At 60.1% G+C, this 25623-nt stretch carries 23 protein-coding genes, 1 tRNA gene and 2 pseudogenes; 14 read left to right on the top strand and 12 right to left on the bottom strand.

Annotated features, from left to right (window positions below; all coding sequences use genetic code 11):
- The first annotated feature begins 58 nt into the window (after window positions 1–58).
- Window positions 59–736: a heavy metal response regulator transcription factor gene (locus tag DRB87_RS07330; RefSeq protein ID WP_130025430.1), complete on the top strand. Its 678-nt coding sequence runs from the start codon at window positions 59–61 to the stop codon at window positions 734–736.
- Window positions 733–2196, top strand: a complete 1464-nt coding sequence (locus tag DRB87_RS07325; RefSeq protein WP_130025429.1) for a heavy metal sensor histidine kinase — start codon at window positions 733–735, stop codon at window positions 2194–2196. Before DRB87_RS07330 ends, DRB87_RS07325 begins: the two co-directional genes overlap by 4 nt.
- 28 nt (window positions 2197–2224) lie before the next feature.
- Here DRB87_RS07325 and DRB87_RS07320 read toward each other — a convergent pair.
- From DRB87_RS07320 to DRB87_RS07305, 4 genes and pseudogenes are all read right to left on the bottom strand, one after another.
- Window positions 2225–2982: pseudogene (locus DRB87_RS07320) on the bottom strand (aspartate/glutamate racemase family protein).
- 30 nt (window positions 2983–3012) lie between these two features.
- Window positions 3013–4428, bottom strand: a complete 1416-nt coding sequence (gene hydA / locus DRB87_RS07315; protein ID WP_130025428.1) for a dihydropyrimidinase — start codon at window positions 4426–4428, stop codon at window positions 3013–3015.
- A 4-nt stretch (window positions 4429–4432) separates the two neighbouring features.
- Complete coding sequence (locus DRB87_RS07310) at window positions 4433–5167, bottom strand: aspartate/glutamate racemase family protein (RefSeq protein WP_130025427.1); 735 nt, start codon at window positions 5165–5167, stop codon at window positions 4433–4435.
- A 73-nt stretch (window positions 5168–5240) separates the two neighbouring features.
- The gene (locus tag DRB87_RS07305) at window positions 5241–6539 is read right to left on the bottom strand and encodes an MFS transporter (RefSeq protein ID WP_130025426.1); all 1299 of its coding nucleotides are present in this window, start codon (window positions 6537–6539) and stop codon (window positions 5241–5243) included.
- A 218-nt stretch (window positions 6540–6757) separates the two neighbouring features.
- On the opposite strand from DRB87_RS07305, the gene DRB87_RS07300 reads away from it, so the two are divergent.
- Both DRB87_RS07300 and DRB87_RS07295 read left to right on the top strand, forming a co-directional pair.
- Complete coding sequence (locus DRB87_RS07300) at window positions 6758–7435, top strand: GntR family transcriptional regulator (RefSeq protein WP_370363946.1); 678 nt, start codon at window positions 6758–6760, stop codon at window positions 7433–7435.
- A gap of 186 nt (window positions 7436–7621) precedes the next feature.
- Window positions 7622–8353 carry an ABC transporter substrate-binding protein gene (locus DRB87_RS07295; protein WP_130025424.1) on the top strand — a complete coding sequence of 244 codons (732 nt, stop codon included), beginning with the start codon at window positions 7622–7624 and terminating at the stop codon, window positions 8351–8353.
- A gap of 323 nt (window positions 8354–8676) precedes the next feature.
- Here DRB87_RS07295 and DRB87_RS24175 read toward each other — a convergent pair whose 3' ends face one another.
- The 7 genes and pseudogenes from DRB87_RS24175 to DRB87_RS07265 form a co-directional block, all read right to left on the bottom strand.
- Window positions 8677–9663 carry an MFS transporter gene (locus DRB87_RS24175; protein ID WP_370363688.1) on the bottom strand — a complete coding sequence of 329 codons (987 nt, stop codon included), beginning with the start codon at window positions 9661–9663 and terminating at the stop codon, window positions 8677–8679.
- 86 nt (window positions 9664–9749) lie between these two features.
- Window positions 9750–9953: pseudogene (locus tag DRB87_RS24170) on the bottom strand (MFS transporter); the annotation flags it as partial.
- 135 nt (window positions 9954–10088) lie between these two features.
- Window positions 10089–10880, bottom strand: a complete 792-nt coding sequence (locus DRB87_RS07285; RefSeq protein ID WP_130025423.1) for an enoyl-CoA hydratase-related protein — start codon at window positions 10878–10880, stop codon at window positions 10089–10091.
- Window positions 10881–10924: 44 nt separating this feature from the next.
- Window positions 10925–11413, bottom strand: coding sequence for a hypothetical protein (locus DRB87_RS07280; protein ID WP_130025422.1), 489 nt, complete (start codon window positions 11411–11413; stop codon window positions 10925–10927).
- Window positions 11414–11422: 9 nt separating this feature from the next.
- The gene (locus DRB87_RS07275) at window positions 11423–12646 is read right to left on the bottom strand and encodes a CaiB/BaiF CoA-transferase family protein (RefSeq protein WP_130025421.1); all 1224 of its coding nucleotides are present in this window, start codon (window positions 12644–12646) and stop codon (window positions 11423–11425) included.
- Between the two features lie 152 nt (window positions 12647–12798).
- On the bottom strand, window positions 12799–13683 hold the full coding sequence (locus DRB87_RS07270) for a LysR substrate-binding domain-containing protein (protein WP_130025420.1): 885 nt from the start codon (window positions 13681–13683) through the stop codon (window positions 12799–12801).
- Window positions 13684–13710: 27 nt separating this feature from the next.
- Window positions 13711–14619: an AraC family transcriptional regulator gene (locus tag DRB87_RS07265; RefSeq protein WP_240756217.1), complete on the bottom strand. Its 909-nt coding sequence runs from the start codon at window positions 14617–14619 to the stop codon at window positions 13711–13713.
- A gap of 309 nt (window positions 14620–14928) precedes the next feature.
- Here DRB87_RS07265 and DRB87_RS07260 point away from each other — a divergent pair, with 309 nt between their 5' ends.
- The 10 genes from DRB87_RS07260 (at window position 14929) to cynS (ending at window position 25269) form a co-directional block, all read left to right on the top strand.
- A complete protein-coding gene (locus tag DRB87_RS07260) occupies window positions 14929–16317 on the top strand; it encodes an NAD-dependent succinate-semialdehyde dehydrogenase (protein ID WP_130025418.1) in 1389 nt (462 codons plus the stop codon).
- Window positions 16318–16715: 398 nt separating this feature from the next.
- Complete coding sequence (locus DRB87_RS07255; protein ID WP_206100076.1) at window positions 16716–18245, top strand: sigma-54-dependent Fis family transcriptional regulator; 1530 nt, start codon at window positions 16716–16718, stop codon at window positions 18243–18245.
- Window positions 18246–18462: 217 nt separating this feature from the next.
- Window positions 18463–19002 (top strand): OsmC family protein, encoded by a 540-nt coding sequence (locus tag DRB87_RS07250; protein ID WP_130025416.1) that lies wholly within the window; start codon window positions 18463–18465, stop codon window positions 19000–19002.
- Window positions 19003–19046: 44 nt separating this feature from the next.
- Window positions 19047–19727, top strand: coding sequence for a hypothetical protein (locus tag DRB87_RS24165; RefSeq protein WP_370363684.1), 681 nt, complete (start codon window positions 19047–19049; stop codon window positions 19725–19727).
- Window positions 19664–20185 (top strand): hypothetical protein, encoded by a 522-nt coding sequence (locus DRB87_RS24160; protein ID WP_370363682.1) that lies wholly within the window; start codon window positions 19664–19666, stop codon window positions 20183–20185. Before DRB87_RS24165 ends, DRB87_RS24160 begins: the two co-directional genes overlap by 64 nt.
- Window positions 20182–21537, top strand: coding sequence for an FAD-dependent oxidoreductase (locus DRB87_RS07240; protein ID WP_130025415.1), 1356 nt, complete (start codon window positions 20182–20184; stop codon window positions 21535–21537). Before DRB87_RS24160 ends, DRB87_RS07240 begins: the two co-directional genes overlap by 4 nt.
- A gap of 59 nt (window positions 21538–21596) precedes the next feature.
- On the top strand, window positions 21597–22982 hold the full coding sequence (locus DRB87_RS07235; RefSeq protein ID WP_130025414.1) for a CmpA/NrtA family ABC transporter substrate-binding protein: 1386 nt from the start codon (window positions 21597–21599) through the stop codon (window positions 22980–22982).
- Window positions 22983–22997: 15 nt separating this feature from the next.
- Window positions 22998–23867 (top strand): nitrate ABC transporter permease, encoded by an 870-nt coding sequence (ntrB, locus tag DRB87_RS07230; RefSeq protein WP_130025413.1) that lies wholly within the window; start codon window positions 22998–23000, stop codon window positions 23865–23867.
- Window positions 23857–24786 (top strand): ABC transporter ATP-binding protein, encoded by a 930-nt coding sequence (locus DRB87_RS07225; protein WP_130025412.1) that lies wholly within the window; start codon window positions 23857–23859, stop codon window positions 24784–24786. The genes ntrB and DRB87_RS07225 overlap by 11 nt, the downstream gene beginning before the upstream one ends.
- A gap of 33 nt (window positions 24787–24819) precedes the next feature.
- Window positions 24820–25269, top strand: a complete 450-nt coding sequence (gene cynS / locus DRB87_RS07220; protein ID WP_130025411.1) for a cyanase — start codon at window positions 24820–24822, stop codon at window positions 25267–25269.
- 222 nt (window positions 25270–25491) lie between these two features.
- Here cynS and DRB87_RS07215 read toward each other — a convergent pair.
- Window positions 25492–25587: transfer RNA gene (locus DRB87_RS07215), tRNA-Sec, on the bottom strand.
- Window positions 25588–25623 lie beyond the last annotated feature (36 nt).

Below are 25623 nucleotides of genomic sequence, written 5' to 3'. Positions count from 1 at the left end.
TGGGCAAGCGTAGCGTCGGCCAATGCGGCGCGACGCGCCTATTCCGAGGCGACAAAGCATGCGCGTTCTGTTGATTGAAGATGAACCGAAGACCGGTGCCTACCTGAAAAAGGGATTCGAGGAATCCGGCATCTCGTTGGATTTGGCAACCGACGGCGCGCAGGGGCTGCTGCTCGCCCAGGAAGAGGAGTATGACGTCATCATTCTGGACGTCATGCTTCCCGTCATGGACGGATGGGCCGTGGTCAAACGCCTTCGCGCGACCAAGGGAACGCCCGTGTTGTTTCTCACGGCGCTGGACGACGTCCACGATCGGGTTCGCGGCCTCGAGGCCGGGGGCGACGACTATCTCGTCAAACCTTTCGCCTTCGTTGAGCTGCTGGCCAGAGTCCGCACGCTTGCCAGGCGGGGGCCTCCGAGAGACTCGGAAACGCTGCGCGTCGGGGATCTCGAAATTGACCTGTTGCGCCGGCGTGTCAAACGGGCCGGCCATCGGATCGAACTCACGCCGCGGGAGTTTGCCTTGTTGCAACTGCTGGCAGGTCGGCAAGGGGAAGTGCTCACGCGCACGCAAATCGCCTCGTATGTCTGGGACATGAACTTCGACAGCGACACCAACGTCGTCGAAGTTGCCATCCGCCGGTTACGATCGAAAATCGACGATGACCAAGCGCTGAAGCTGATACATACCGTGCGTGGCGTAGGGTATGTGCTCGAGGTCCGAGACGAATCATGATTCGCCGTTCCCTTGCCGCAACGCTGGCCCTGTCGTTCGGCGTCACGCTACTTGCCGTTTTTGTCCTCGTGGGGTGCTATCTATATTTGGCACTGGACCGTCAGGTCATGACGGAGCTCGACTCGGATGTCGTGCTGGCCAGTCGTCACGTAAGACGTCTGGCGTCCGAACTCGACACCAAGGACGACGTGAAGTCGCACACGCCCCGCTTGGTGAGTGCCGTGCTGGGCGATCGCGCGTTGTCCCTCGTGCTGTTCGACCCGAAAGGCGATCGACTCCTCTCCTATGGCCCGAATCAGGTCGTTGACGACCTGGATTCCGCACCGGGCAAGGGCCTCCGGCTCGACCCCGCCACCATCCCGTTGCAGCAGGCGCGCGTGTCGGACAACGCCAAGATCGCTTCGTCGGATGTCGTCGCGTGGACAACGGATCAGAAAATCCCGGTCAGGAGCGTTGCTTTTGACGTTCGGCTGCGCGACGGGACCCGTTTGAACGGGATCGTGGTTCGCGATGTCAGGGCCCCGCTCCGGTTGCTGGACAAATACCGGGATCAGCTCACCATGGCGGGCATCGTCGGCAGCCTGGTCACGATGCTTGCCACCTATCTGTTGATTCAATTTGTCCTTCGGCCGCTACGTCAAATGACCGCTGACGCCACCGACATTACTGCGACCCGTCTCGATACCCGCCTGCAGGTCGTGCAATCGCCAACGGAACTCAGCGCGTTGGCAATGTCGCTCAATCGAATGCTGGCGCGCCTGGAGGAAGGGTTTCAGCGACTGTTTCAGTTCACCGCAGACCTCGCCCATGACATGCGAACGCCCATTGGCAATATCAAAGGGGCGACAGAGGTCGCCCTTCGTCGACCGCGCAGCGTCGACGAATATGAAAATTTGCTGGCGTCGAATCTCGAGGAGTGCGACCGCCTGTCGCGGATGATCGAGAATGTGCTGTTTCTCGCACGAGCGGAGCACCCCCAATTCATTACCCATATGCAAGTGTTCAATGTTGCCGACGAACTCGGGAACATAGCCGGCTATTTTGAAGGGTTGGCAGACGAAGCCGGGTCGGCGATTCACGTATCAGGCCGCGCCGATACGATGCTGAAAGCCGATTTGGAATTGTTCCGCAGAGCCGTGGGGAATCTGCTCGCCAATGCGATCCGGCATACCCATGTCGGCACGATTGAAATCTCCACCGAGGTCAAGGCAGGCCGAGTCGACGTATCCGTGTCCAACCCCGGCGTCGCGATCGACGATGAAGATATCGAACGCATTTTCGACCGCTTCTACCGGGGGGACAAATCACGACGGCAGTCGTCGGGCGTCGGCACCAGCGGCGCTTCGGCCGGGTTGGGGCTCGCCATTGTGCAAACGATCATGGGGCTTCACGACGGGCGCGTCGCCGTCACGAGCCGTGACGGCAGAACGACATTCTGCCTGTCGTGGCCCCAACGTTGACGGTGTTTTTTCCGGGCAATCTCCGGCGTCAAACGTCCCGTGCGCCGGGCGTTTCGAGCATCCGGCTCACGGCGAGCGGCAGCCCCGCGTGTGGCTTCACCGGCGGGCGCTGGAAGCTGCCCAGGCGCGCCACGCCCGGCTGCAATGCCACCAGCGACTCACAATGCCGGACCGCGCTGGAAACGCCATCGACGACTGGCACCGGAATGCGATCGCGCAATGTCCGCGCCAGTCCTGCCAGCGGCGCGCCCGCCACCACGATCACGTCGGCGCCATCTTCCTCCACGGCTTGCCGACTCAGCTCGATGAGGCGCTCCGCGTGGTCCTCCTGCACGGTCGCAATATCGCGCAAGGGCGACGTCAGGCTGCGAATGCTGGCGAGCCGCGACGTCAGCCCGTTCGCTTCGACACACTCCCGATACCAGGCTTGAATCCGGTGCGAGATGGCAATGATCGAAAAGCGCGCGCCGAGCAGGCACGCGCTCGCCAACGCCGCTTCGGTCATGCCCACGACCGGCACGTCGAATAACTCCTTGATCCCCCCAACCCGGGGTCGCCAAACGCGGCGACCACGAGGCCATCGAACGTGCCCGCCTGTTCCGCAGCGGCACACGCCGTGGCGTAGCCGCCGACGAGCGCTTCGAAACGCGTCTCGATATAGGCAACGCCAAACGACGCCGTCGCGAAGGCGAGCGTCGTTTCCGGCGATGCGGCACGACGGGCTTCGGCCTCGATCAGCCCCGTCACGCTTGTCGAAATATTCGGATTCACCACAAGTAAGCGCATGAAATCTCCTGCCACTGTTGTTGTCTTGCGTCACACCAGGGATGGCGCGTCTGCGGGCAGAAAACGCCCTCGCCCCGCAGTGGGCGCCAGATATTGCCCGCCGGCCACGAGTTGTTCACCGCGCGAGAAGCAGTGGACCGGCCAGCCGACGACCTCGCGCCCCTCGTACGGCGTGTAGTCGACGGCATGATGCAGTTGGGTGTTGCGAATCGTCGTGCGCACCTCCGGATCCCACAGCACGATGTCGGCATCGGCCCCCACCGCGATGGTGCCCTTGCGCGGATACAGACCGTAAAGCCGCGCCGGACGGTACGACGTCAGCTCCACGAACTGATGAATCGACAGGCGCCCGCGATGCACGCCATCGAACAGCAAGGGCAGGCGCGTCTCAATGCCGGGAATGCCGTTGGGGATATGCTCGAACGACTGGGGCTTGCCCCCCGGTTTCTTGCCCTGGGGATCTTCATAGTTGAACGGCGCGTGATCCGACGAGAATACCGAGAACACGCCTTGCTTCAACGCCTTCCACACGGCCTCCTGGTTGTCGGCATCGCGCGGCGGCGGGCTGCAGACGCATTTGGCGCCCGCGTAACCGTCATCGCCCGGATGATTCATGTCCTCGGCGCTCAGATACAGATACTGCGGACACGTCTCGGCCAGAATCTGCATGCCCCGGCCCTGTGCCCAACGAATCTGACCGATGGCATCCTTGCCCGAGACATGGACAATAAGGATCGGCACGTCCACCAGTTCAGCGAACGTGATCGCCCGGTGCGTCGCTTCGCGCTCGACGGCCGCGGGCCGCGCGAGGCCATGGAACTTCGGCGCAATGCGCCCCTGCCCGACGAGCTTGTCCGTCAGCCATGCGATGCAATCCGAATTCTCCGCGTGCACCATCACCAGCGCGCCATGCTCGCGGGCCACGGACAACACCTCCAGAATCTCACGGTCCGAGAGCTTCAGATCGTCGTAGGTCATGTAGATCTTGAACGACGTGTACCCTTCGCGAATCAATTGCGGCAGCTCTTCGCGGAGCACCTTCTCCGTCGGATCCGCAACGATCAGATGGAACCCGTAGTCGACCACCGCGCGCCCCTCGGCGCGGCGGTGATAGTCGTCGACGGCCGCGCGCAACGAACCGCCCTTCTCCTGCGCGGCAAACGGGATCACCGTCGTCGTGCCGCCGCACACGGCGGCGCGTGTACCGGTGAAGAAGTCATCGGCCATGCGCAGGCCGTCCGGCATCGGCTGGTCGAGATGGCAGTGGCCGTCGACACCGCCGGGCAGCGCAAGCAATCCCGAGGCGTCGACCTCACGCGCACCGCTGGCCAGGTTCCGGCCCAGCGCGGCGATCACACCGTCGCGCACGCCGATGTCGCAAGTAAAGCGATCGGCGGCCGTGACCACGTCAGCGTGCCGAATGACCAGATCGAAGGTGTCGCTCATCGTCTTACTCTCCTTGCTGGAACAGTTGGCCCCAGTCGCTCAGGGCGCGCGTGTCGACGCCGGCGAGCCGCAGCGACTTCCAGAGCACCGTCGAGATGGTGTCGTACACGGGAATGCCGGTCTTGGCTTCCAACGCGCGGGCGAGCGGCGCGGCGTGCAGGTTGGTGCAGAACGTGGTGATGGCTTGCGGGCGCGCTTGAGCCACCTCGTTGACGAGTGCCTCCAGCGTCTGCGCGCTGACCTCGGAAAACTCGAAGTTCTTGCTCAGCCCCAGATGGCGCTCTGCCGTGCAACGAATGCCTCGACGCGCATAGTTCGCGACGATGCGTTGCTGCACGTCTTCCAGGTACGGGGTCACGAGACCGAGCTCGGTCACTCCCGTGCGCGCGAGGATCTCGTTGAGCGCCAGCACGGACGTGGTGGCGGGAATGCCTGTCGTTTCGGTGATCTGTCGGCACAGCGCTTCGTCGGTCTCGAAGCCCAGCCACCCGGCGGAAGTGCCGTTCCACGCGATGACATCGACTTCGGCGTCGGCGAGGAGCTGCGCCGCGTCGAGAATCTTTTCCAGGTCGAATTGGCCAAGCGCGTTCTCGCCGAGAGAAATCTGCGTGACGCGAAAGCGGGAGAAATGGACAGAGACATGATCGAGGTCAGCCACCATCGCGCTGGTAATCGGTTCCAGCGCGGTGTTGGAAGACGGCGTGAGCATGCCAAGCAGTTTACGTTTTTGGGTCGTCATGGTCTTACCAAAAATGCGATGACCGGCCGCCTGGGCGGCGTGCCGATCAAGGGAGAAACGTGTGTCCGATGAATCAAACCGGAAGCTTGCGTTCGTAGTCGATCAGCGTCGAGCAGATGAACAGCCCGACACCGGCGGCCGCGAAGAACATCAGCGCGAGGAAATACGAACCGGTGGTCTGCACGATCACGCCGACAATCAGCGGAACACTGATGCCCCCGATGTTGCCGCCGAGATTCATCACCCCGCCGAGGAACCCGACCTTGTTGCGCGTGCCGAGAATGGACGGAATGCACCAGTACAGGCCACACCAGCGCAGGAAGAAGAGCGTCGAGGACAGCAGCACCACGGTGATGACATCGCTCTTCACGTACGCCACCGAGAAGATCGACGCGGTCGCGATGACGGCAGCAATGCCGAAGAGGGTACGCATGACCTTATTGGGTGAGCCGCCCGCGGCCTTCCACTTGTCGCCGACCCAGCCGCCGAACAATTCGCCGATGAAGCCGCAGAAGAAAATGATGAAGCTCGCGCCGCCCATCTGCTTGATGTCGAAGCCGTGCACCTTGTGCAGGTAATTCGGCATCCAGGTCAGCAGCCCGTAGAAGACCGTGTTGAAGCACATCCAGCCCAGTGCCATGCACCAAACCGAGCGGTATTTGAAGAAATCCAGCGAACGACCGGAGAGATTAGCCGGCTCGGCGCGGTGTTCGTTCGCCTGCGCTTCCTCGATGTAGGTTGCCTCTTCGTCGTTGACGGCCGGGTGTTCACGCGGGGTGTTGCGGATGTAGCGCCAGGCGACGTAGCCGGCCAGCACGGTGCCCACGCCTGCGACGACAAACGCCAGACGCCACGAGCCAAGCATCGTGATGAGCCAGGTGATGATGATGGCACCAAGGGCAGCCCCCAGCGGTGCGCCGCCATCGAGCAGCGTTGCGCCACGGCCGCGCTCGTACTGCGTCATCCAGATGGCATTCAGCTTGCCGCCCGCCGGATAGATCGGCGCCTCCGCCGCGCCGAGCCCGAAGCGCGTGAGCAGAAGTGCCATGGAGCTGGTGCACAGCGCGGCAGCCGCCTGGAAGATGCCCCAGAAAACCGTGGCCAGCGCGATCACGATGCGCGGCTTGTACTTGTCAGCCAGCATGCCGCCCGGAATCTGCATGACGGCGTACGTCCAGAAGAATCCGCTCAGGATCAACCCTTCCATCGCGGGCGTGAGGTCGAACTCCTTCGAGATCAGCGGCATGGCCACCGACAACGACGCCCGATCGATGTAGTTGATCGAGATCAGACACAACATCAAGAAAAATATCTTCCAGCGCACAGCGCTCTTCGTGCCTGCCATAGCGGCAACCCTGCCTGTCGACTGCATGGTGAATCTCCAGAGTAGATGACTTACATACCTTTCGTCGCGACTTGAGAGTGAGTATAGAATCTGTAATCTGTAATTACAATATCGGTAAATAATTGATTTCATTGAAATCTACGCTAGGGATTTCCCTACGTGGTAGGATGTTTATGACACTGATAAACGCGCTAGAGACCGTGACCCTTCCCCTTCAGAAGTCCCTCAAACTCCGCACGCTAGGCATGGCGGCCGAGATTACGGCGCGCTTGCGCGTCATGATCGAAGAAGGCGAGCTGCCGCCGGGCGAGCGCATCGACGAGAAGGCGCTTTGCGAAATGTTCGACGTCTCGAAGACGCCGTTGCGTGAAGCGCTGAAGACGCTCGTGTCAGAAGGACTGGTGCTGCATCGGCAATACATCGGCTACCGGGTCGCGCCACTCGATCTCGACGAGCTTCGCGCGACGTTCGAGATCCTGCATGGACTGGAACGCATGGCGGGCGAGTTGGCATCTCAACGATTGACCGAGAGCGCGCTGGCCGCGATCGAGAGGAAGCACGAGCAGATGCTCGATGCGCATGGCAAAGGCCTTCGGACGGAGTACTTCCGGATCAACCAGCAGATCCACCAGATGATTGTGGACGGCGCGGCCAACCCGGTGCTCTCATCGCTCTATGCCACGCTGATGAGCAAGGTGCACCGCGCACGCGGCGCCGCGAACGCGGATCTATCGCGTTGGCAGGAATCGCACGAAGAGCACGACCGGATCATGGCGGCCCTGCGCGAAGCCGGACGCCCCCACTTGGGCGAGGTGCTCAAAGCGCACTCGGAGAACACAGGGACCGAAGTGCTGAGCGTGGTCGCCGAAGCGATTCGCCTCGGCGAGCCCCAGCGTCGTGGCCGCGAGATCGGGGCAAGCTGACGCGTCATGCCCTCGCATCGGCCGCCGCGACATTGGTAAAAGGGCGCATCGGGATGGCCTGAGCGTTGGCGTGAGCCAATCTTACGGCCGGTACCGGTGTACCGAACGCCTCCCCCTGCGCCACACCGGCGACGCCATCGGCAAGATTGCCGATATTTTCGAACCCCAGACCTCCCGATCCTGACCATGACGCTCGATTCGACCCTCCTTGCCGCGTTTGCGCCAACTGGCGTGCTGCGCGCCTGCATCAACCTTGGCAATCCGATTCTGGCGGGGCTTGATGGGCAGTCCCGGCCCATTGGCATTTCGGTCGATCTGGCGGGAGAATTGGCAAGGCGGTTGGGCGTCGAGCTTGCGCTTGTCGTGGTCGATGCCGCCGGCAAATCGGTGGAGACGGTGACAAACGAGCAGGCCGACATGGGCTTTTTCGCCATCGATCCGCGCCGCGCCGCGACGATCGGTTTCACGGCACCGTACTTGCTCATCGAAGGCTTTTACCTGGTGCGCGACGCCTCGCCGGTGACGACCAACGCCGAGGTCGATCAGGCGGGCACGCGCGTTGTCGTCGGTAAAGGCAGCGCGTATGACCTGTTCCTGACGCGCGAACTCAAGCACGCGGAAATCGTGCGCGCGCCCACATCGCCGACGGTGGTCAAGACGTTCATCGAGACGGGTTGTGAAGTGGCCGCTGGCGTGAAGCAACAACTCGAACACGACGTGGCCGCGCTGACGGGCTATCGGCTGCTCGACGAGCGTTTCATGGTCATTCAGCAAGCGATGGGTATGCCGATCACGCGCGGCGAAGCGGCTATGGCATTTCTGACGACGTTCGTGGAAGACATGAAACGCGAAGGGTTCGTGGCGGATGCCATGCAACGTCATGGTGTGACGGGGGTCAGCGTTGCGCCGGCGGCGTGAGACGCCTTACGTCTCCGAAGCAAGGACAAAGACGGCGAACCGACGTTGACCGGCTCGCCATCGGCGAGGCCCCCTTTCCGAATCGGAAACGCGTTGACGGTGTGTGAAGCTCATACTTGCCGATCCTGCGCGAGCAGCAAGATTCGCTCAATTTAGCTGCACGATCCCGACCCGAATCTGATCGAGATCTCCGAGAGGGCCGATGCGCGATGGCGGGCGGCTCTCCGGATATCCCCCTCCCGCTAGCAATCGGCGCCCCCCCTCACGGCGGATTATCGACGTGGTTACCGACAGCAAGCGAGTGCAAAATGTTGCCGGGCGTGTTACTTACCGGCCGGTGCTGGCGCGTTCATCAAATCCGGCTGGCGATTGGCGCGATCTCGTTTGAATCCCCAGAAATAAGTAACCGCAAGACAAGGCACCAGCGACGTAATCGAATAGGCCACTCCTGCCAGTTGGTTGCCGGTCAGCGCTACCAGCGACAGGCTGATGAGCGGTAAAAATCCACCAAACAGGATGTTGCCCAGTTGCTGCGCGAGTCCGAATCCGGTTGTCCGACTCTGAGGCGGGAAGCACTCAGCGATAAATGCCGGTAGCGGCGCCATGATCATGGCGGTCAACACGGCGAGTAGAGTGATAAATGCCGCGACCACACCCCAGGCTTCGTTGAGCACACCCGTGCGGATCCCCGCAAAGGCCGGATACGCGCTGGCCATCCATAGCAGAATGCCGATGAACATCACACGCGCCCGCCCGATTCGATCGGATAAGCGGCCAAACACCGGGAACATCGGTGTCGCGATGATGATGCCGACCGCCACGCAAAGACTGGCGTGAGTCGGCTCGACCTTGAGCACGTTCTGCAGAAAGTACAGCATGTAGACAATCGACGTGTACAACGATACCGAAGTGCCCCCTTGGGCACCGAAAATCGCCACGAGAATGGCTTTCCATGAGGATCTGCTGGTCACCGTGTCGGACAGGGGCGCTTTCGACAAACGCCCGCTCACCTGCATTTCCACGAACACCGGCGTCTCCTTCATGCCCAACCGAATCATCGTTGCAATCGCGACGATCGGTGCGGAGACCAGGAACGGCACGCGCCAACCCCAGGTGGCAAATGCTTGGGCGTCAAGCGTCATTCGCAACGCTGACACTATCGCTAGGGCGAGCAGCAGGCCGACCCCGGCCGTGCTCTGCAAGACGCTCGTGAACATGCCGCGCTTGTCCTTCGGTGCGTATTCGACCACATAGACGACAGCTGAGCCGTACTCCCCACCGAGCGCAATGCCTTGCGTAATACGCAGCACCAGCAAAGCGACGGGGCGGCCACCCCGACTGCGCCATAAGTCGGCAAACAACCGATGCCGACAGTCGCGACACCCATCAATGCAAGTGTGATGACAAAGGTCTTTTTGCGCCCGATACGATCCGCCATGGGGCTAAAGATAATCGTGCCGATGGGTCGCGCGAGGTAAGCAATGCCAAAAGTCGCGACGCCCGCGAGCGCAGCGACGGTTCTGTCCTGCGACGGCAGAAACAATTGCGTCAGTGTGCCCGTCAGCGCGACGTACACGAAGAAGTCGTAGTACTCGAGCATCGTTCCCAAGCTTGAGGTTGTGATGATCTTCAACATTTGCCGTAGCGCCGCCGGTTGGCGATGATGCGTGTTCATGACTGTCTCCTTCCATTGATTTTTATTTGTATTACATAGCGCACGTCGTCTACCGACGCTTCACTTGAGAAACCGGCGAACCGCGGCCTTGTGCTCGTCACCGCAAAGAAGAATGGCCTGCATCGATGCGGCCATCTCCAAGGCTGTCGGCAACGATGCTTGCGCCGACTGGCGAACCAGTTGCTTGGCCATTCGCAAAGCGTGGGGAGGGCTGCTGGCGATTGTTTCAGCCAGTCGCTCCGCCTCCGCGTCCAATGCGTCGTCGGCCACGACTCGCGAGACGATGCCGGCATCAAGCGCTTGGAACGCATTGATGAATTCGCTGGTCAACGTCAACTCCATGGTCTTGGCGACCCCGACAATCCTAGTGAGGAACCAGGCTCCGCCGATGCCAGAGACCAAACCGAGCCGCAGAAAGCTTTCCGAGAAACGGGCATTTTCCGCGGCAATGCGCAAATCGCACATCAATGCGACGTCGAATCCCGCGCCCACTGCGGCACCATTGACGGCGGCGATGGATGGCACCGGCAGCGCATGCAACGCGCGGGGAATGCGATGCAGGCTACCCGCGAGGCGCTCTCTGACCGCCTCGACAGAGCCTTGCATCAGATCGGCACCAGCCTCCATGTCTTTCACGTTGCCACCCGTGCAGAAATGCTTGCCCGAGGACCGCAGCAACACGCAGTGCACGTTCGAGAGCCCGCTCGCCCGCTCCAGGGCATCTGCCAGCGCTTCGGTCATCGCCACATCGAGCGCGTTACCGGTTTTCGGTTCATTCAGCGTGATTGTCATCACACCGTTGGCGACGCGGGTCAAAATCAATCCTTCGCTTTGAGCGTCGTCGGTCGTCATGACATCCTGTCTGGTGTTCATTGCGTAGCGATTCATACTGATACTCACTTATTGAGAAATTCCGGCGCTCGCTTCTGCAAGAGCGCCGCCATGCCTTCCTTCTGATCGTGCAACGCGAAGCCAGCATGAAAAAGCCGTCGCTCGAATAGCAGACCGTCGTCCAGGGACGACTCAACGGATCGGCCCTCGGCTTCCTGGATCGCGATTAAAACGGGCGATGAGTGTCTTGCCATCGAATTAGCCATATCGAGCGCTCCAGCAACTGGCGGTTTGCAACGCGCCCGGAGGCGATCGCAGTTCCGGCCAACGTAGTCCGATTGAGAAGCATCGGCATATGTCAGCGCCGACATCGCCGCTATGTCAGCGCCCGCTGCAAATTTCCTGTCAGAGCCAGTGATGAAAGTTGCATGCACTGGGTCGTCGGAATCGATCCGACCAACCGCATCAGTTAGCGGATTACATGGATTGTCAGATGCCAGCCTGAGCAACGTGACCCTTCGTGGCTTCTCGATAAGTACGGCAGCGAACGTCACCCCCACCTCCTACAGAGAGACCGGCGCATCTTGCGCAGCGGTGGTCTGAATCACGCCCAGGCTGATCAGCCTGGTGATCTCCTCGTGGGTAACACCGTATTCCGCGAGAACCTCGATTGAGTGCTGCCCGACTAACGGCGCGGCAATATCCGCGGCACACGTATCGTCGCTTTTGCCGAAGACAAAGCCAGGCAGCCGCACCGTACCGGCAATCGGATGATCGACGCTCGAATCGATACCGCTTTCGCGATACTCGCGAGAATCCACCACCTCGCTGTATGTCGAAACCGGAGCGCACAGAATGTCGCGAGTGGCCAACAGGTCGAGCCATTCGGATGTGGTGCGGGTCGCAAAGCATTCCCCCAGCGCGCGGCGCAGGGCAGCCCGATTGCGCACGCGATCCGTGTTGGTGACAAAACGTGGGTCCGATGCGAGATGCGGCAAGTCAACCGCCTCGCAAAGCGACACCCATCTTTGCGGGTGATAAGCGGCAATCATCAGCCAGCCGTCACGGGTTTGGAACGCTTCGTTGGGAGACGCATAAGGCGCGGCACTGCCGACCTTTTCCGGGTTGGTATCGGAGGCGAGAAACGACGTGAAGCCGACCTGTTGCAGCGCGATGGCTGCTGTGAACAAGCTGATGTCCAGGTGCTGGCCGGCGCCACCGCCATGGACCTCGTGCAGCGCCGCGAGCACAGCGATGCTGGCCATATAGCCGCCCACCATGTCCGCCACAGGAACCGGTACCTTCAATGGCGCCGAGCCCGGCTCACCGAGCGTGCTCATCAGTCCGCTGGCGGCCTGAATGATGCCGTCCACGGCGGGACGACTGCGCGCAGCACCAGTTTGTCCAAACGCGGAGATCGAGCAGTAAACGAGCTTGCCGTGAGTTGCTTCAAGCGACGCATAATCCAGACCCCACGTTGCCATGACCCCGGGTCGGAAGTTCTCGACAATCACATCGGCCTGCCGAACCATCTCCCTTATCGTTCGCTGGCCAGCCTCGGCTTTCAGATCAATCGCCAGACTGCGCTTGTTGCGATTGACACTGAGATTGGCGACGCTCTCGCCGTTGATCCATGGCGGCCCGATCTTGCGCCCCAGCTCACCGAACGGCGGCTCGATCTTGACCACGTCCGCACCGAGATCGGCCAGCATCATGGAACAAACCGGCCCGGCCAGCACGTGCGAAAAATCCAGCACGCGTACGCCTCGAAGACTGTCTCTTATCATTTTTTCCTATCCGGTTCTGCGCTGCAAATGACTTTCGTGTCACCGATTTGCAGCCATTGAGAACAGGATAGAGAGCGCAATCCGCGCGGACAAACGACTTTATCGACCGTACCTTTTGACTTTTTGTAAAGAGATGTGCCCTACCATCATCGCTAGCTGTGCACCACGGTAGCAAGCCATTCGCGAAGCGCGCGCAATGCCCCTGTCTGCCGCTTGCCCGAGGGCCATGCGAAATAGTAGGTGTATGCGCCGCGATCGAGTGTCGGCCCAAACGGGATGACCAGGGTGCCGTCGGCCAAATCCTTCTCGACCAGCGCCTTCTGTGCGATCGCCACGCCGTGCCCCTCGATCGCCGCCTGGTATGCCAACAGCGATGTCTCATAACGCATGCCGCGCAACGCGTTGATTCTCGACACGCCCGCGGCGGCCAGCCACAGCCCCCAGTCGTCGGGGCGAGCGAGCGAATGCAGCAGTGTTTGACCTTCGAGCTGTCTCGGCTTTTTCAAGCTGAGCATGGGCGCAGCCACCGGCACCAGTTCGTTGGGAATCAGGCGCTGCGTGTTCATGCCGGGCCAGTCGCCATCGCCCAGTTGAATGCCCGCGTCGATGTCTTCCAGCGCGAAGTTCAGCGGCGCCGACGACGTGGTCAATTGCACATCGATGTTTTGATTTAGCCGGTGAAAGCTGGCCAGCCGCGGAATCAGCCAGCGCACCGCGAACGTGGCCGGCGAGCGGATGCGCAGCACATTGTCGCTCTGGCTGCCTGACACGATCGCCTCCGTCGCTTCGCGCAGCGTGGCGAAAAGCGGCATCAACTCCGACAGATAACGAGCGCCCACCGTGGTCAACACGAGACCGCCGCGTACCCGTTCGAACAGCGGCGCCTTCAGAAAATCCTCGAGCGTTCTGACCTGCCGGCTCACCGCCGCGGGGGTGACGGCCAACTCGTCGGCCGCCTTCGAAATGCTGAGCAGACGCCCGGTCGCCTCGAAGGCGCGCGTGGGATTGAGTGGCGGAAGCGAGTCGCGGCGGGCCATGTTCGAAGGTTGTCCAGAGTGTATGGGTTAGTGCGACGACACAAAAATCGACGGCGCGCCTTCGTCGGGTAGCGCAAAATTGCGCTTCATGCGCGCGATTTCCTGTAATGGGCTGCCGCCGAACAGCCGCTTGAACTCGCGACTGAATTGAGACGGACTTTCATAACCGACCTGGCTACTCGCCGCCGCCGCGGTCGTGCCGAGCCGCGCCATCAGCAGCCGCGCCTGATGCAAGCGCGTGGACTTGATGTACTGCAGGGGCGAGGTGTCGGTCACCGCCTTGAAGTGCACATGGAAAGTCGGCACGCTCATGCGCGCTTCGGCGGCGAGTTCCTCCACCGTCAACGGTTCCGCAAAATTTGTATGAATCTTGCGGATCGCGCGGGAAATGCGGCCGAAATTGCCTTGACGACTCAAAGCGGCGCGCATCGAGCCGCCCTGCTCGCCCAAGAAAACCCGGAAATAAATTTCCCGCACCAGCGCCGGCCCGAGGATCTGAGCCTCAAGAGGATTCAACATGGCCTGCAAAAAGCGCAAGACGCTCAGCCCCAGCGGTATATCGAGCGTGGTCGTTGCCATGCCGCGAGGTGGCATCGGCGTCAGCGCTTCGTGCTCCTCGAGCTGTAGCAGCAAATCGGCGGCAATGCCGAAATCCAGCCGCAAATAGATCGCCAATAACGGCTCGGCTTCGCTCGCGTCGGTCTCCATCGAAAACGGCAACGGCACCGAGACCACCAGATAGCGCTGGGCATCGTAAAGATAGACCTGATCGCCCCAGAAGCCGCGCTTGCGCCCCTGGCACACGATCACGATGCCCGGCTCATAGAGCACTGGCGTTCTGGTCAACGACCGATTCGAACGCAGGAAGCGTATGTCTGGCAGCGGTGAAAGGTTATAGCCCTCATTGGGCGCGAGCTCGAGCAACAACTCGATCATCTGTTGGCGCACGCGCCCCTGACGTTTCGATGCGGATTCCATGGCGGAGACGAAACAAACCTTAGCGGTCGACGAGCGCAGTTTCGCATCCAGTCGGGAAAAGCACCAGCCACTCATAGGATCAGGCAAGAATCACAGACGAATGCGCGTTTTCCGCCTTGTCCCGCGCTCATAACATTTCCACAGGTTGTCGCATGCGGTCGTGCCGAGGGCGCGTCTTCGGTCGACGAGCGTCGCGCACGTCGCGTGCTTTGGGCGTATTTCCCGCTCACGACAATCACCCTTCCAACATGAACTCAAGGATACTTCATGATCGAAGTCAGGAATCCCGCGGACGACAGCGTGGTGGGTCACGTCAAGCATCATACTGAACAGGACGTGCGTGAGGCGATCGATCGCACCTGCGCCGCTTTTTATCAATGGTCCCGAACGCTGGCCAGGCAGCGCAGCGACTTGCTTCGCAAATGGTTCGAGCTGGTCAGGCAAGACAGGCGGGAATTTGCCGAACTGATCTCGCGTGAGAACGGAAAGTGCCTGACCGAAGCGCTCGGCGAAATCGACTATGGTCTGGGCTTTATCGAATGGTATGCGGAAGAGGCCCGGCGCGTGTATGGCGATACGATTCCATCGCACGCCGCCGACGCTGCAGTGCTGGTTACAAAGGAGCCGATCGGCCCTGTAGCGTCGATCACGCCTTGGAATTTTCCGTTCATGATGATTGCACGCAAGGTCGCGACCGCACTCGCTGCGGGTTGCACGATCATCATCAAGCCTGCCGAGGAGACGCCGCTGACTGCCTACAAGTTGCTTGAATATGCAAGGCGCGCTGGCATTCCCGAGGGCGTTTTTGAAATGGTGACGGGCGACCCTGCGTCCATCGGCGGCATGATGACCGGCGACTCGCGCATCCGGAAGATTTCGTTCACCGGGTCGACCAGAATCGGCCAACTGCTCGCAAGGCAAAGCGCAGATACGCTGAAAAAGCTGACGATGGAACTCGGTGGCAACGCGCCGTTCATCGTGTTCGATGACGCAGACATCGAACAGGCAATTTCGGGGCTCGTTGCGGCAAAACTACGCAACTCGGGACAGGTCTGCATCTCGCCGAATCGCATCTACGTGCAGGCCGGCATTCATGATCGCTTCGTGCTGCGCCTGAAGGAAGCCGTCGAACGCATCCGTGTCGACCAGGGATTACAGCCCGACTTCGTAGTGGGGCCGCTGATCAATCAGGCGGCACTCGACAAGGTGTCGCGGCTCGTCGAGCAGGCGCAAAAGAGCGGCGCGAAGACGCTGCTCGGCGGGCGGCGGCACGACAACGGTGGTCTCTTTTATGCGCCGACTATCCTCACGAACGTCGCCGACGACATGGATATCTGCTCGACGGAACTCTTCGGTCCGGTATTCCCGGTTTACACATTCGCCTCCGAGAAGGAGGTAGTTGCGCGTGCGAACGCCACCGAATACGGTCTGGTCGCTTACGCATTTACCCGCGATCTCGGGCGGGCATTTCGCCTCTCGCGCGACATCGAGGCAGGCATGGTGATCCTGAACTCAGGCTCGGTAGGTACGGCTTCCGTTCCGTTTGGCGGGGTCAAGCAGTCAGGCTATGGTCGGGAGGGAGGCTATTACGGCATCGAAGAGTATGTTCAAGTGAAGTATGTGCTGATGGCTGGGTTGGCGGAGGCTGCCCAATAGGTTCGATTGGAGGTGCGGACAAATACATGAACTACCTGGAGGTAATTCATGTATTGACCCAGTGAGCGCCCGCTCACGTCATTTTCGAGGATCCGACGATGAGCTAGGCATCGGAAGAAGACATCAAAAGACGGACGGCCAGGCGCAAGATATAGGTTCCCCTACCGTCTTGCCGAAAATTGAGCCATAGTCTGGCCGGCCTTATCCCCCCTAACCAGGCGCTCTCGCCTCGTTGCTTCCCCTATCGAATGGGTGCGCATACATCGCTGGCGAATTCGGCCCACGAATATGTTTCATGCCCGGGTTGATCTTATGATGGGATCTGTTATCCCACGGGTGGCCAGATGAGTTCCCAGCATAGTGAAAGCGATTCGCCGGCATTCTGGAGAGAGCAGGAGATGCTCCTTCTCCAACAAATAATGAGCCTCGTAGGCAAAGGGCTATCGCCGGACGTCATTCTTCGTGAAACGCTCCATCTGATGTCCGAACTCCTCGGGCTGAACCGCGGGCGCATCGTGCTTCTGGACGATGCCGCGACTGACAGTTGCAGGATCCAATATGCGTATGGCCTCAAGCCGGAAGAAATCGAACGGGGGCACTACAAGGTCGGTGAAGGCATAACAGGGCATGTACTGCGCCATGGCCAGTTGACGATCGTGCAGGACATCGATCGAGACGATGTCTTTCTTGCGCGGGCGGTTACACGAGACCGCCTTCCGCCGGGGCCCGTGTCGTTTATCGCGCTCCCCATCCGAATTGAGGATCGAAGCGTCGGCGTCCTGGCATGCCACCGAATTCGTGTCCGCAATCGCGCATTATCGAGCGACGTGTCTATTTTGCGGATCTTGTCGACACTGGCCGGCCACCTTCTTCATCTTGATTCGATGATGAAGGCAAAGACTCGCGCACTCGAAGAGCAGAACGAGATGTTGATGCACGCGCTTGAGCATGAGAGCGCGAAGTACGGAATCGTGGGGACTTCGCCCGCGCTGCTTAAAGCGATCTCGGAGCTGGAGCGCGTCTCGGATGCATCGGCGAGTGTCTTGCTGCTCGGCGATTCAGGCACCGGCAAGGAGCTGTTCGCCAGAGCACTGCACTTGTCGGGTCAACGCCGTGATAAGCCGTTCATAAAGGTGAACTGTGCAGCAATCCCCGACACGCTTTTCGAATCCGAATTGTTTGGCTACGAGCGGGGCGCGTTTACGGGTGCGACGGGTGTGCGAGAGGGACTTTTCGAACAGGCGTCTTCGGGGACGATCTTCCTTGACGAAATTGGTGAGCTGCCTCTCACGTTGCAGGGAAAGCTGCTTCGCACATTGCAGGAGGGAACGATAACCCGGCTGGGTGGGAAGCGTGAAATCAAGGTGGACGTCAGACTTGTAGCGGCGACGAACAGAAGCCTGGAAACAGATGTTTCGAACGGCCTGTTCAGACAGGATCTCTACTACCGACTCAACGTTATTCCCATTCGTCTTCCGTCGTTAGCCGAGCGCAAAGGTGACATTCGCGCTTTGGCATTGCATTTTCTCAGCCGTACAAACCAGGCAAACCAGCGCAACGTCAATCTTGCGCCCGATGCACTCGCAAGGCTCGAGGACCACCAATGGCCTGGCAATATCCGCGAACTTTCGAATTTTATCGAACGCGTCGTGCTGCTCGCCGACAGGCCAATACTCCATTCGGAAGATGTTGAACGGTTTCTACCCGCAGCGGAACCGGCGCCACTGTTTGAGACTCCCGGTTCGACCCTGCAGCAGAGGGTTCAAATTCCGGAAGGGGTGCGTCAGTACATGGCGAACGACTCACATTCGGAAGATGAACTGCGTCAGGCATTGCGCTTGGCTGGCGGCAACAAGTCGCGCGCAGCGCAACGCCTCGGGTTGACGACGCGTCAGTTCTCGTATCGCTGGCAGAAAATCTGCGGCTAGATGAGACTGACAATGTTCGACAAATTGTCGACATTGTAAACAATTTGGGATTGGGTGCTCATTGGGCTTGCAGCGTGGTCGGCCATAAAAAATATAAGGAATACAGCACCCTATAGATTTTTACACCCCCTGGCACGGTCTTTGCATTGATGGATGTGCGATCTCGCAGATCGTTTCATCCGCCTCATATGCCACGTCTGTCACCAGGAGAATTACCTTGAGTACCGAAACCGTCACCACCTACCTGCGCCCCATCGACCGCGAAGGCCTTTTGAAGTTTGCCGCCGCCGGCCGTGAAAATCCCGAGCGCAAGGGCAGCAACAAGGTCCATACGGTCATGCAGGGGCAGTTCCGCTCGTGGAGCTATGTCGGCACCCACAACCCGGTCGTCGTGGACGAGCCGGTCCATCTCTTCGGTGAAAACACGGTGCCTGCGCCGGGCGAGATCGCGCTCTCGGCGCTGGGCGGTTGCCTGAGCGTCGGCATTACGGCGGTGGCGACCTACCGCCAAGTCAAGCTTTCGCGTCTCGAAATCTTCCTGGAAGCCGACATCGGCAATACCGCCGCGTGGGGCGCTGGTGGCGCCGAACGTCAACCCGCGCAAATGGGCTTCCAGGAAATTCGTGTGAAGGTCCTCATCGAGGGCGACGCCACGCGCGAAGCACTGGACGACATCGTCAAGCACGCCAATCACTACTCGCCCGTTGCAAACACCATGCGCAATCCCGTCCCGTTCAGCATCGCGCTCGCGGAGTAAGCCGCCGCACGCTCCATCACACTGAATAACGGGAGTATCGCATCATGAAAGCGGTTGAATTTCCTGGCGACCGGATCGATTCGACGTGGACCGATTCCCACGTCATGGCAAACGTGACAGCCATCTCCGACGGCCCGCTCGCGCAAGCCGCGCATCGTATCGATGAGGGCCATTACCCGCTCGAAATCCTGGGGTCGCTCGGCGCCGCAGGTGCATTCGGCGCGCACCTCGAGCGAGGCGGTCGTAGGGTTGGCCTGGCGCTGGACGCTATGCGTGCGGTGAGTCGCCGTTGTGGATCAACAGGCTTTCTCACATGGGCACATGACGTCTGTGGGCTTTACATGGAGCAATCCGGTAATCCTGCGCTGACTGGCGAACTGCTCGATGATCACACGATGGGGCGTACCTTCGGAGGTACGGCGCTTTCGAACCCGATGAAAGCAATTGCCGGCATCGAAAAGATGCTGCTACGCGCAGTGAAGGTGCCCGGTGGCTATCACGTTAGCGGCGCGCTGCCGTGGGTAAGCCATATCGCGCCGGGACATTACTGCGGCGCCATGGCAGGCGTGTTCCGCGACGATGGCTCGGTGTCGCACGAGATTATGTTCCTGCTGAAGCTGACGCCCGAGGTCGTATTGCGCCAATGCCCGAATTTTCGGGCATGGAAGGAACCAGCACCTGGGGCGTGCGCCTCGACAATTACTTTGTCGACGACGCCGCAATGATCGCGGATCCTGCTCGTCCCCTCATTGCGAAGATACGCGCTGTATTTGTGTTGCTGCAAGCCGGCATGGCAATGGGCATTGCACAGGGCAGTATCGACTCTATCCGCGAAGTCGAGCCAGTCCTTGGTCACGTCAACCAATTTCTGGAGGACGGTCCGGCCGAGCTTCAAGCGGAGTACGACGAGTTGGGGAGTCGCGTCGCCAAGCTCGCGCAAACGCCATACGACGGCAGCAAAGACTATCTACTTCATGTGCTGGATGCACGCGTACAAGGCGCGCAACTGGCACTGCGTGCCGCGAATTCTGCGCTTATGCATCAGGGTGCGCGCGGCTACCTTATGAGCGCTGCGCCGCAACGCCGTATTCGTGAGGCTCAGTTCGTCGCGATCGTAACGCCTGCCATCAAGCACCTGCGTTGGGAGATGGCTCGTCTGTCGAAAGAGGAGATCCCCGAATGAGCACCCCGACGAATTTGCCGTGGCGGCAATTCCTCTGTCGCGCCTGCGGCTTGATTTACGACGAGGCATTGGGCGACCCCGATAGCGGGCTTGAACCGGGGACGAGATTTGAGGACATTCCGGAGGACTGGGCTTGTCCGCTCTGTGGCGTTGTAAAGGCGGATTTCGAGCCTTACGAACCGTTGGAGTGCACTGCACGCTCGGACGATGCCGCGGTCGTTGCGCCGACGCGTGAGCTCGGCGTCGTGATCGTGGGCGGTGGCATTGCCGGTTGGAGCGCAGCAGAGGCGTTGCGTGCGCTCGACCCCACTGTACCTATTACGCTCGTGACCGCATGCAACGGCGACAGATACCTCAAGCCCGAACTGTCCGTCGCGCTCGGGCGCAGCTTAAAGCCTGCCGATCTGGTTCGGGAGTCCGCCGCCAATGCAGCGCGGCGCCTTAATGTGCGTCTGATGACGGAAACGTTTGTCGTCGGCATTTCTCCGTCCATCAAACAGGTACGTACCACGCGAGGCGCAATTCGCTATACGAAGCTCGCGATCGCGCAGGGCGCGCGCCCTGCACTACCGGAGCAGATGCCGGCCTCCCTATGTTGGCGTGTCAATGATTTGGCGGGATGGTCGGGGATTCACGCACGCCTGGATGGCGCGAAAAAGACCGTTGCGATCGTCGGTGCCGGGATGATTGGGTGCGAACTCGCGGAGGATTTTGCGCGTGCAGGCCATGCCGTGTCGCTTATCGATGTCAACCCCGGCCCGCTGGCCAGTCTGGTTCCGGCGGTCGTCTCTGACAGGCTGCTGACGGGCCTACAGGATGCAGGTGTCAGATTCTTGGGAGGGCGTCGCATCGAGAGGATCGAGAAAGCGGAAAACGGCCAAAGGACCCTTCAAATGCAAGGCGGCGAGCAAATTCGCGTTGACGAAGTCGTCGCTGCGACGGGGCTCGTCACTGAGACCCGCCTCGCGAAAATGGCCGGGCTTGCGTTTGATCGAGGCATCGTTATCGATCCGCACACGATGCAGACAAGCATCGAAGACATTTATGCGATTGGCGATTGCATCAGCGTTGCCGGCGTGCCGTGCCGATTCATCGAGCCGATCGCGCGGCAAGCGGGGGCGCTTTCGCATCACGTGCTCAACCGCGAGCATGCCGGCTATGTTCACAGCACGCCGCTGATTCGCCTGAAAACGAAGGCATTCCCCATCGTTATCCACGGCGTCCCGAGCGCCAAGGGTACATGGGGTGCTCCCGATGATCGAGATGGTCAGATTCGGATTGAGCAACGCCTCGATGGTCGAGTCATTGCCCGCCTCGAAGCGGGCTTCACGCAGCAGCGGCTAGTCGCTTGAATGCCTTGCCGCCCGTGGGGCGGCCAACCCGAGTCCGGATCAAACCAGGTGCGTCGAACATGAAAGATGAAAATCCGTATCGTCCGTATAGCCCAGACCACTCGCTGGAGCGCTGCTCATGTGGCAGGCACGCCAGTCAGGACGAACACGATGGCGTTGTAGCTCACCGCCCAGTGCGCGATGAAGACGTCCAGTCGCGCCATTTCCTCGAAATGGCAGCCGTCAGGGCGCTGTTCCCCCACGACGCGCTGCGCCGGCGATTCCTTCGTGCGGTCGGCATCAACGCCGCGCGTGCCGCCATTGCCAGCGTGCTCCCATTGGCCGACCTTCAGGCGATGGCGGAAGAAAGGCGTCCTCTGGAAAAGAAGGACCTGAAGATAGGTTTCATCCCGATCAACTGCGCCACACCGCTGATCATGGCGGATCCCATGGGCTTTTATCGGGAGCAGGGTCTCAACGTGTCGCTTCGCAAGACGGCCGGTTGGGCGCTGGTTCGAGACCAAATGCTTAATCACGAGCTCGACGCGTCGCATTTCCTGGCACCGATGCCGCTCGCTATTTCCATGGGGCTCGGGTCGTCCGCCCAGCCCATGCGAGTTGCGGCTATTCAGAACGTCAACGGTCAGGCAATCACGTTGGCGCTGAAGCATAAGGACAACCGGGACCCGAAGCACTGGAAGGGCTTCAAGTTCGCCATTCCGTTCGAGTATTCCATGCACAACTTCCTGCTCCGCTACTACCTGGCAGAGCATGGACTGGACCCCGACCGTGATGTTCAGCTCCGCGTGACTCCGCCTGCGGAAATGATCGCCAATCTGAGGGCCGGCAACATTGATGGGTTCCTCGGACCGGATCCCTTCAATCAACGCGCTGTGTATGACCAGGTGGGTTTCATTCACATCTTGTCGCGCGACATTTGGGACGGGCACCCGTGCTGTGCGTTCGGTGTAGCGCAGGGGTTCATTGACCAGAACCCGAACACATTCGTGGCGTTATACCGTGCGTTGCTGAAGGCGTCCGCGAGCGCTCACAAGTTAGAGAACCGTCCAGCGATCGCGCGCGCCATCGCGACGCCAAACTATCTGAACCAGCCGGAATCGGTCATTCTGCAGGCGCTCAATGGCCACTACGCCGATGGGCTCGGAAATGTGCGTGATCAGCCAGATCGCACGGATTTTCAACCGCTTCCGTGGTACTCGATGGCCACCTGGATGCTCACGCAAATGCAGCGATGGGGCTACATCAAGAAGCAAATTTCCTACGACGACCTTGCCAAGAAGGTGTTCTTGCTTACAGATGCGAGTGCGCAAATGAAGGCACTGGGGCAGGAAGTCGACCACGATGCGTTGGCTGGCGGGATGCGGAAATTCTCAGTGATGGGCCGTGAATACGACCCTGCCAACCCGGCCAACTACCTTGCAAGTTTTGCGATCAGGCGGACCTGATTCAGAGGATATGAGATGAAGTCTTCAATTCGATTGCAAGCTGCACTGGTGTCACTCGCCATGGTTGCGATTTTTCTCGTTTGCTGGCAATTCGCGACTACGGCGGGGAAGCAGGCTCAGCACACACCAATGACAGCGGAGCAAAAAGAGTATGCACAGTTGATGGGGCAGACGCCCGACGCCCCATCGTCGGAGCCGAAGAACGACGGTTTCCCCACACCCGCACAGTTCTTTGCTGTCGCAGCGCAGAACCTCGCGCACCCATTTTACGATCATGGTCCCAATGACAAAGGAATCGGCATTCAGTTGGGCCATTCGCTTCTGCGTGTCGCTGGCGGCTATCTACTCGCCGTCGTCGTGTCGATCCCTTTGGGCTTCTTGATTGGCATGTCTCCGCTGCTATATCGCGCTTTTGATCCATTCATTCAGTTGCTCAAGCCGATCTCTCCGCTCGCGTGGATGCCAATCGCGCTGTACACGATCAAGGACGCCTCTGTCTCTGCAATTTTCGTGATTTTCATCTGCTCGCTATGGCCGATGCTGATCAATACCGCGTTCGGCGTGGCGAACGTAAGACGTGAGTGGCTAAACGTTGCCCGCACTCTCGAAGTCTCGCCGTTGCGTAAGGCGATGCAGATTGTCTTGCCCGCCGCTGCGCCAACCATCATCACCGGCATGCGCATCTCGATGGGGATTGCGTGGCTTGTCATCGTGGCTGCTGAGATGTTGGTCGGGGGAACGGGCGTCGGCTATTTCCTGTGGAACCAGTGGAACAATCTTTCGCTGACAAATGTCCTGTTTGCGGTGCTCGTCATCGGCGTGGTTGGGATGCTGCTTGATCAACTTTTTGCCCGCCTGCAAAGGAAGGTGACCTATGCAGAGTAATGACAATCGTGCCGCAAGCGGCAGTGCTTTCATTGAGGTCGACAACCTCTCGAAGCGCTATCGCGCCGATCTTCCGCCGGTCTTCGAAGACGTGACATTCAAGATTGATCGTGGCGAGTTCATTTGCGTAATTGGTCACTCCGGCTGCGGAAAGAGCACGATTTTGAACGTACTCGGAGGGCTTGAGCAGGCGAGCGGCGGCGGTGCCGTCATGGGCGGGAGAGAGATTGCAGGCCCGAGCCTCGATCGCGGGGTCGTGTTCCAAGGTCATGCGTTGCTACCCTGGCTCACCGCGAAGCAGAACGTCGAATTCGCCGTTCGCTCCCGGTATCCGGATTGGACGCGCCAGCAAATCGAAGAGTGCGCAATGCGCTTCCTCGATATGGTCGGCCTCACGCGCGCGATCGACAAAAAGCCATCGGAGCTATCGGGTGGCATGCGCCAACGCGTGGGGATCGCTCGTGCATTCTCCGTCGCACCCAAGATGCTTCTGATGGACGAGCCGTTCGGGGCACTCGATGCGCTCACGCGCGGTGTTATCCAGGATGAACTTCTGCGCATCTGCCTGGCGACGCATCAGACCGTTTTCATGATCACGCACGATGTCGACGAAGCGATATTGCTCGCTGATCGAATCTTCTTGATGAGTAACGGGCCGCGAGCACGCCTTGCAGAAATTGTGGTGAATACGATGCCACGGGAGCGAACGCGAGAGACGCTTGTCCACGATCCCCAGTTCTACCGGATTCGAAACTATCTTATCGATTTTCTGGTGAGACGCTCCGCCACGATTCAACAGGATATTGAACACGGTCGTGAAACGCATCAAACGACGCAAATTGTTCGTCCAGGCTTATCTCAGGACAACGTTACGGAGCTTGATCAGGGCCGCGCGCTCCGCATGGGCAATACGGCTTAATTTTCCAGTGGTAGTTTTTTCGAGGATAGTCACATGATTTCGAGTCGCACGCAGGTTACCGAGATGATCGTCTCGGCGAAGGTTCGCAAGGGCCTCAAGTGGGCAGATGTTGCGGAAAAAGTCGGCATGGCCAAGGAGTGGACGACTGCCGCATGCCTCGGTCAAATGCAGTTGAGCCGGGAGCAGGCTGCCGTCGTCGGTGAGATCTTCGAGCTTTCCGACGAGGCCATCGCATGGCTGCAGATCGTTCCGTATAAGGGCTCACTGCCGACGGCTGTTCCGACGGACCCGCTGATCTACCGCTGGTACGAGTTGGTGAACGTCTATGGCACGACCATCAAGGAACTGATCCACGAAGAATTCGGCGACGGCATCATGAGTGCAATCGACTTCTCGATGGACATTCAGCGTCAGGCGGACGCGAAGGGCGACCGCGTCAACGTGGTGCTTTCCGGCAAATTCCTGCCGTACAAGTCCTACTGACCGGCTGGCAGGGAGGCCTATGACGCTCATCGGGGCCATCTAAGGCCTGGCCATCGGCGCCGTGCCCGGCTTGACTGGAACTGGCGCGTGATGGCCGGGCACTACGTGCGCAATCGACGCTGCGACAAAGCGAAGTCCACGAAGTGAATTTTGCGGAGCAGATGATATTTGCGTAACAAAAATATGGCGGATTTCCGGAACGCAAAATCGCTGAAAGCCTTGTGGCGGAAAGCAGCCGGAGTCGAACCGACCTGGGAGCGGCTGACGCCCCCAACCGGGTTTGAAGCCCGGCCGCATCACCGGATACGGATGCCTTCCTTTGGACAACGCAATGTGACTGAGTAAATCGTCATG

It is taken from the genome of Pandoraea sp. XY-2 (assembly GCF_004193915.1).
Lineage (GTDB): Bacteria > Pseudomonadota > Gammaproteobacteria > Burkholderiales > Burkholderiaceae > Pandoraea > Pandoraea cepalis.
This window is presented reverse-complemented; position numbering and strand designations above follow the sequence as displayed.

Bases quoted from the DNA above. Each gene is read 5' to 3' on its own strand.
- DRB87_RS07240 (WP_130025415.1), top strand. From the start codon at position 20,182: ATGAGCACCCCGACGAATTTGCCGTGGCGGCAATTCCTCTGTCGCGCC.
- DRB87_RS07330 (WP_130025430.1), top strand. From the start codon at position 59: ATGCGCGTTCTGTTGATTGAAGATGAACCGAAGACCGGTGCCTACCTG.
- DRB87_RS07295 (WP_130025424.1), top strand. From the start codon at position 7,622: ATGACGCTCGATTCGACCCTCCTTGCCGCGTTTGCGCCAACTGGCGTG.
- DRB87_RS07305 (WP_130025426.1), bottom strand. From the start codon at position 6,539: ATGCAGTCGACAGGCAGGGTTGCCGCTATGGCAGGCACGAAGAGCGCT.
- DRB87_RS07255 (WP_206100076.1), top strand. From the start codon at position 16,716: ATGCTCCTTCTCCAACAAATAATGAGCCTCGTAGGCAAAGGGCTATCG.
- DRB87_RS07235 (WP_130025414.1), top strand. From the start codon at position 21,597: ATGAAAGATGAAAATCCGTATCGTCCGTATAGCCCAGACCACTCGCTG.
- DRB87_RS07310 (WP_130025427.1), bottom strand. From the start codon at position 5,167: ATGACGACCCAAAAACGTAAACTGCTTGGCATGCTCACGCCGTCTTCC.
- DRB87_RS07285 (WP_130025423.1), bottom strand. From the start codon at position 10,880: ATGACGACCGACGACGCTCAAAGCGAAGGATTGATTTTGACCCGCGTC.
- DRB87_RS07270 (WP_130025420.1), bottom strand. From the start codon at position 13,683: ATGGCCCGCCGCGACTCGCTTCCGCCACTCAATCCCACGCGCGCCTTC.
- DRB87_RS07325 (WP_130025429.1), top strand. From the start codon at position 733: ATGATTCGCCGTTCCCTTGCCGCAACGCTGGCCCTGTCGTTCGGCGTC.
- DRB87_RS24160 (WP_370363682.1), top strand. From the start codon at position 19,664: ATGGAAGGAACCAGCACCTGGGGCGTGCGCCTCGACAATTACTTTGTC.
- hydA (WP_130025428.1), bottom strand. From the start codon at position 4,428: ATGAGCGACACCTTCGATCTGGTCATTCGGCACGCTGACGTGGTCACG.
- DRB87_RS07300 (WP_370363946.1), top strand. From the start codon at position 6,758: ATGGCGGCCGAGATTACGGCGCGCTTGCGCGTCATGATCGAAGAAGGC.
- DRB87_RS24165 (WP_370363684.1), top strand. From the start codon at position 19,047: ATGAAAGCGGTTGAATTTCCTGGCGACCGGATCGATTCGACGTGGACC.
- DRB87_RS07260 (WP_130025418.1), top strand. From the start codon at position 14,929: ATGATCGAAGTCAGGAATCCCGCGGACGACAGCGTGGTGGGTCACGTC.
- DRB87_RS07275 (WP_130025421.1), bottom strand. From the start codon at position 12,646: ATGATAAGAGACAGTCTTCGAGGCGTACGCGTGCTGGATTTTTCGCAC.
- DRB87_RS07225 (WP_130025412.1), top strand. From the start codon at position 23,857: ATGCAGAGTAATGACAATCGTGCCGCAAGCGGCAGTGCTTTCATTGAG.
- cynS (WP_130025411.1), top strand. From the start codon at position 24,820: ATGATTTCGAGTCGCACGCAGGTTACCGAGATGATCGTCTCGGCGAAG.
- DRB87_RS07265 (WP_240756217.1), bottom strand. From the start codon at position 14,619: ATGATCGAGTTGTTGCTCGAGCTCGCGCCCAATGAGGGCTATAACCTT.
- ntrB (WP_130025413.1), top strand. From the start codon at position 22,998: ATGAAGTCTTCAATTCGATTGCAAGCTGCACTGGTGTCACTCGCCATG.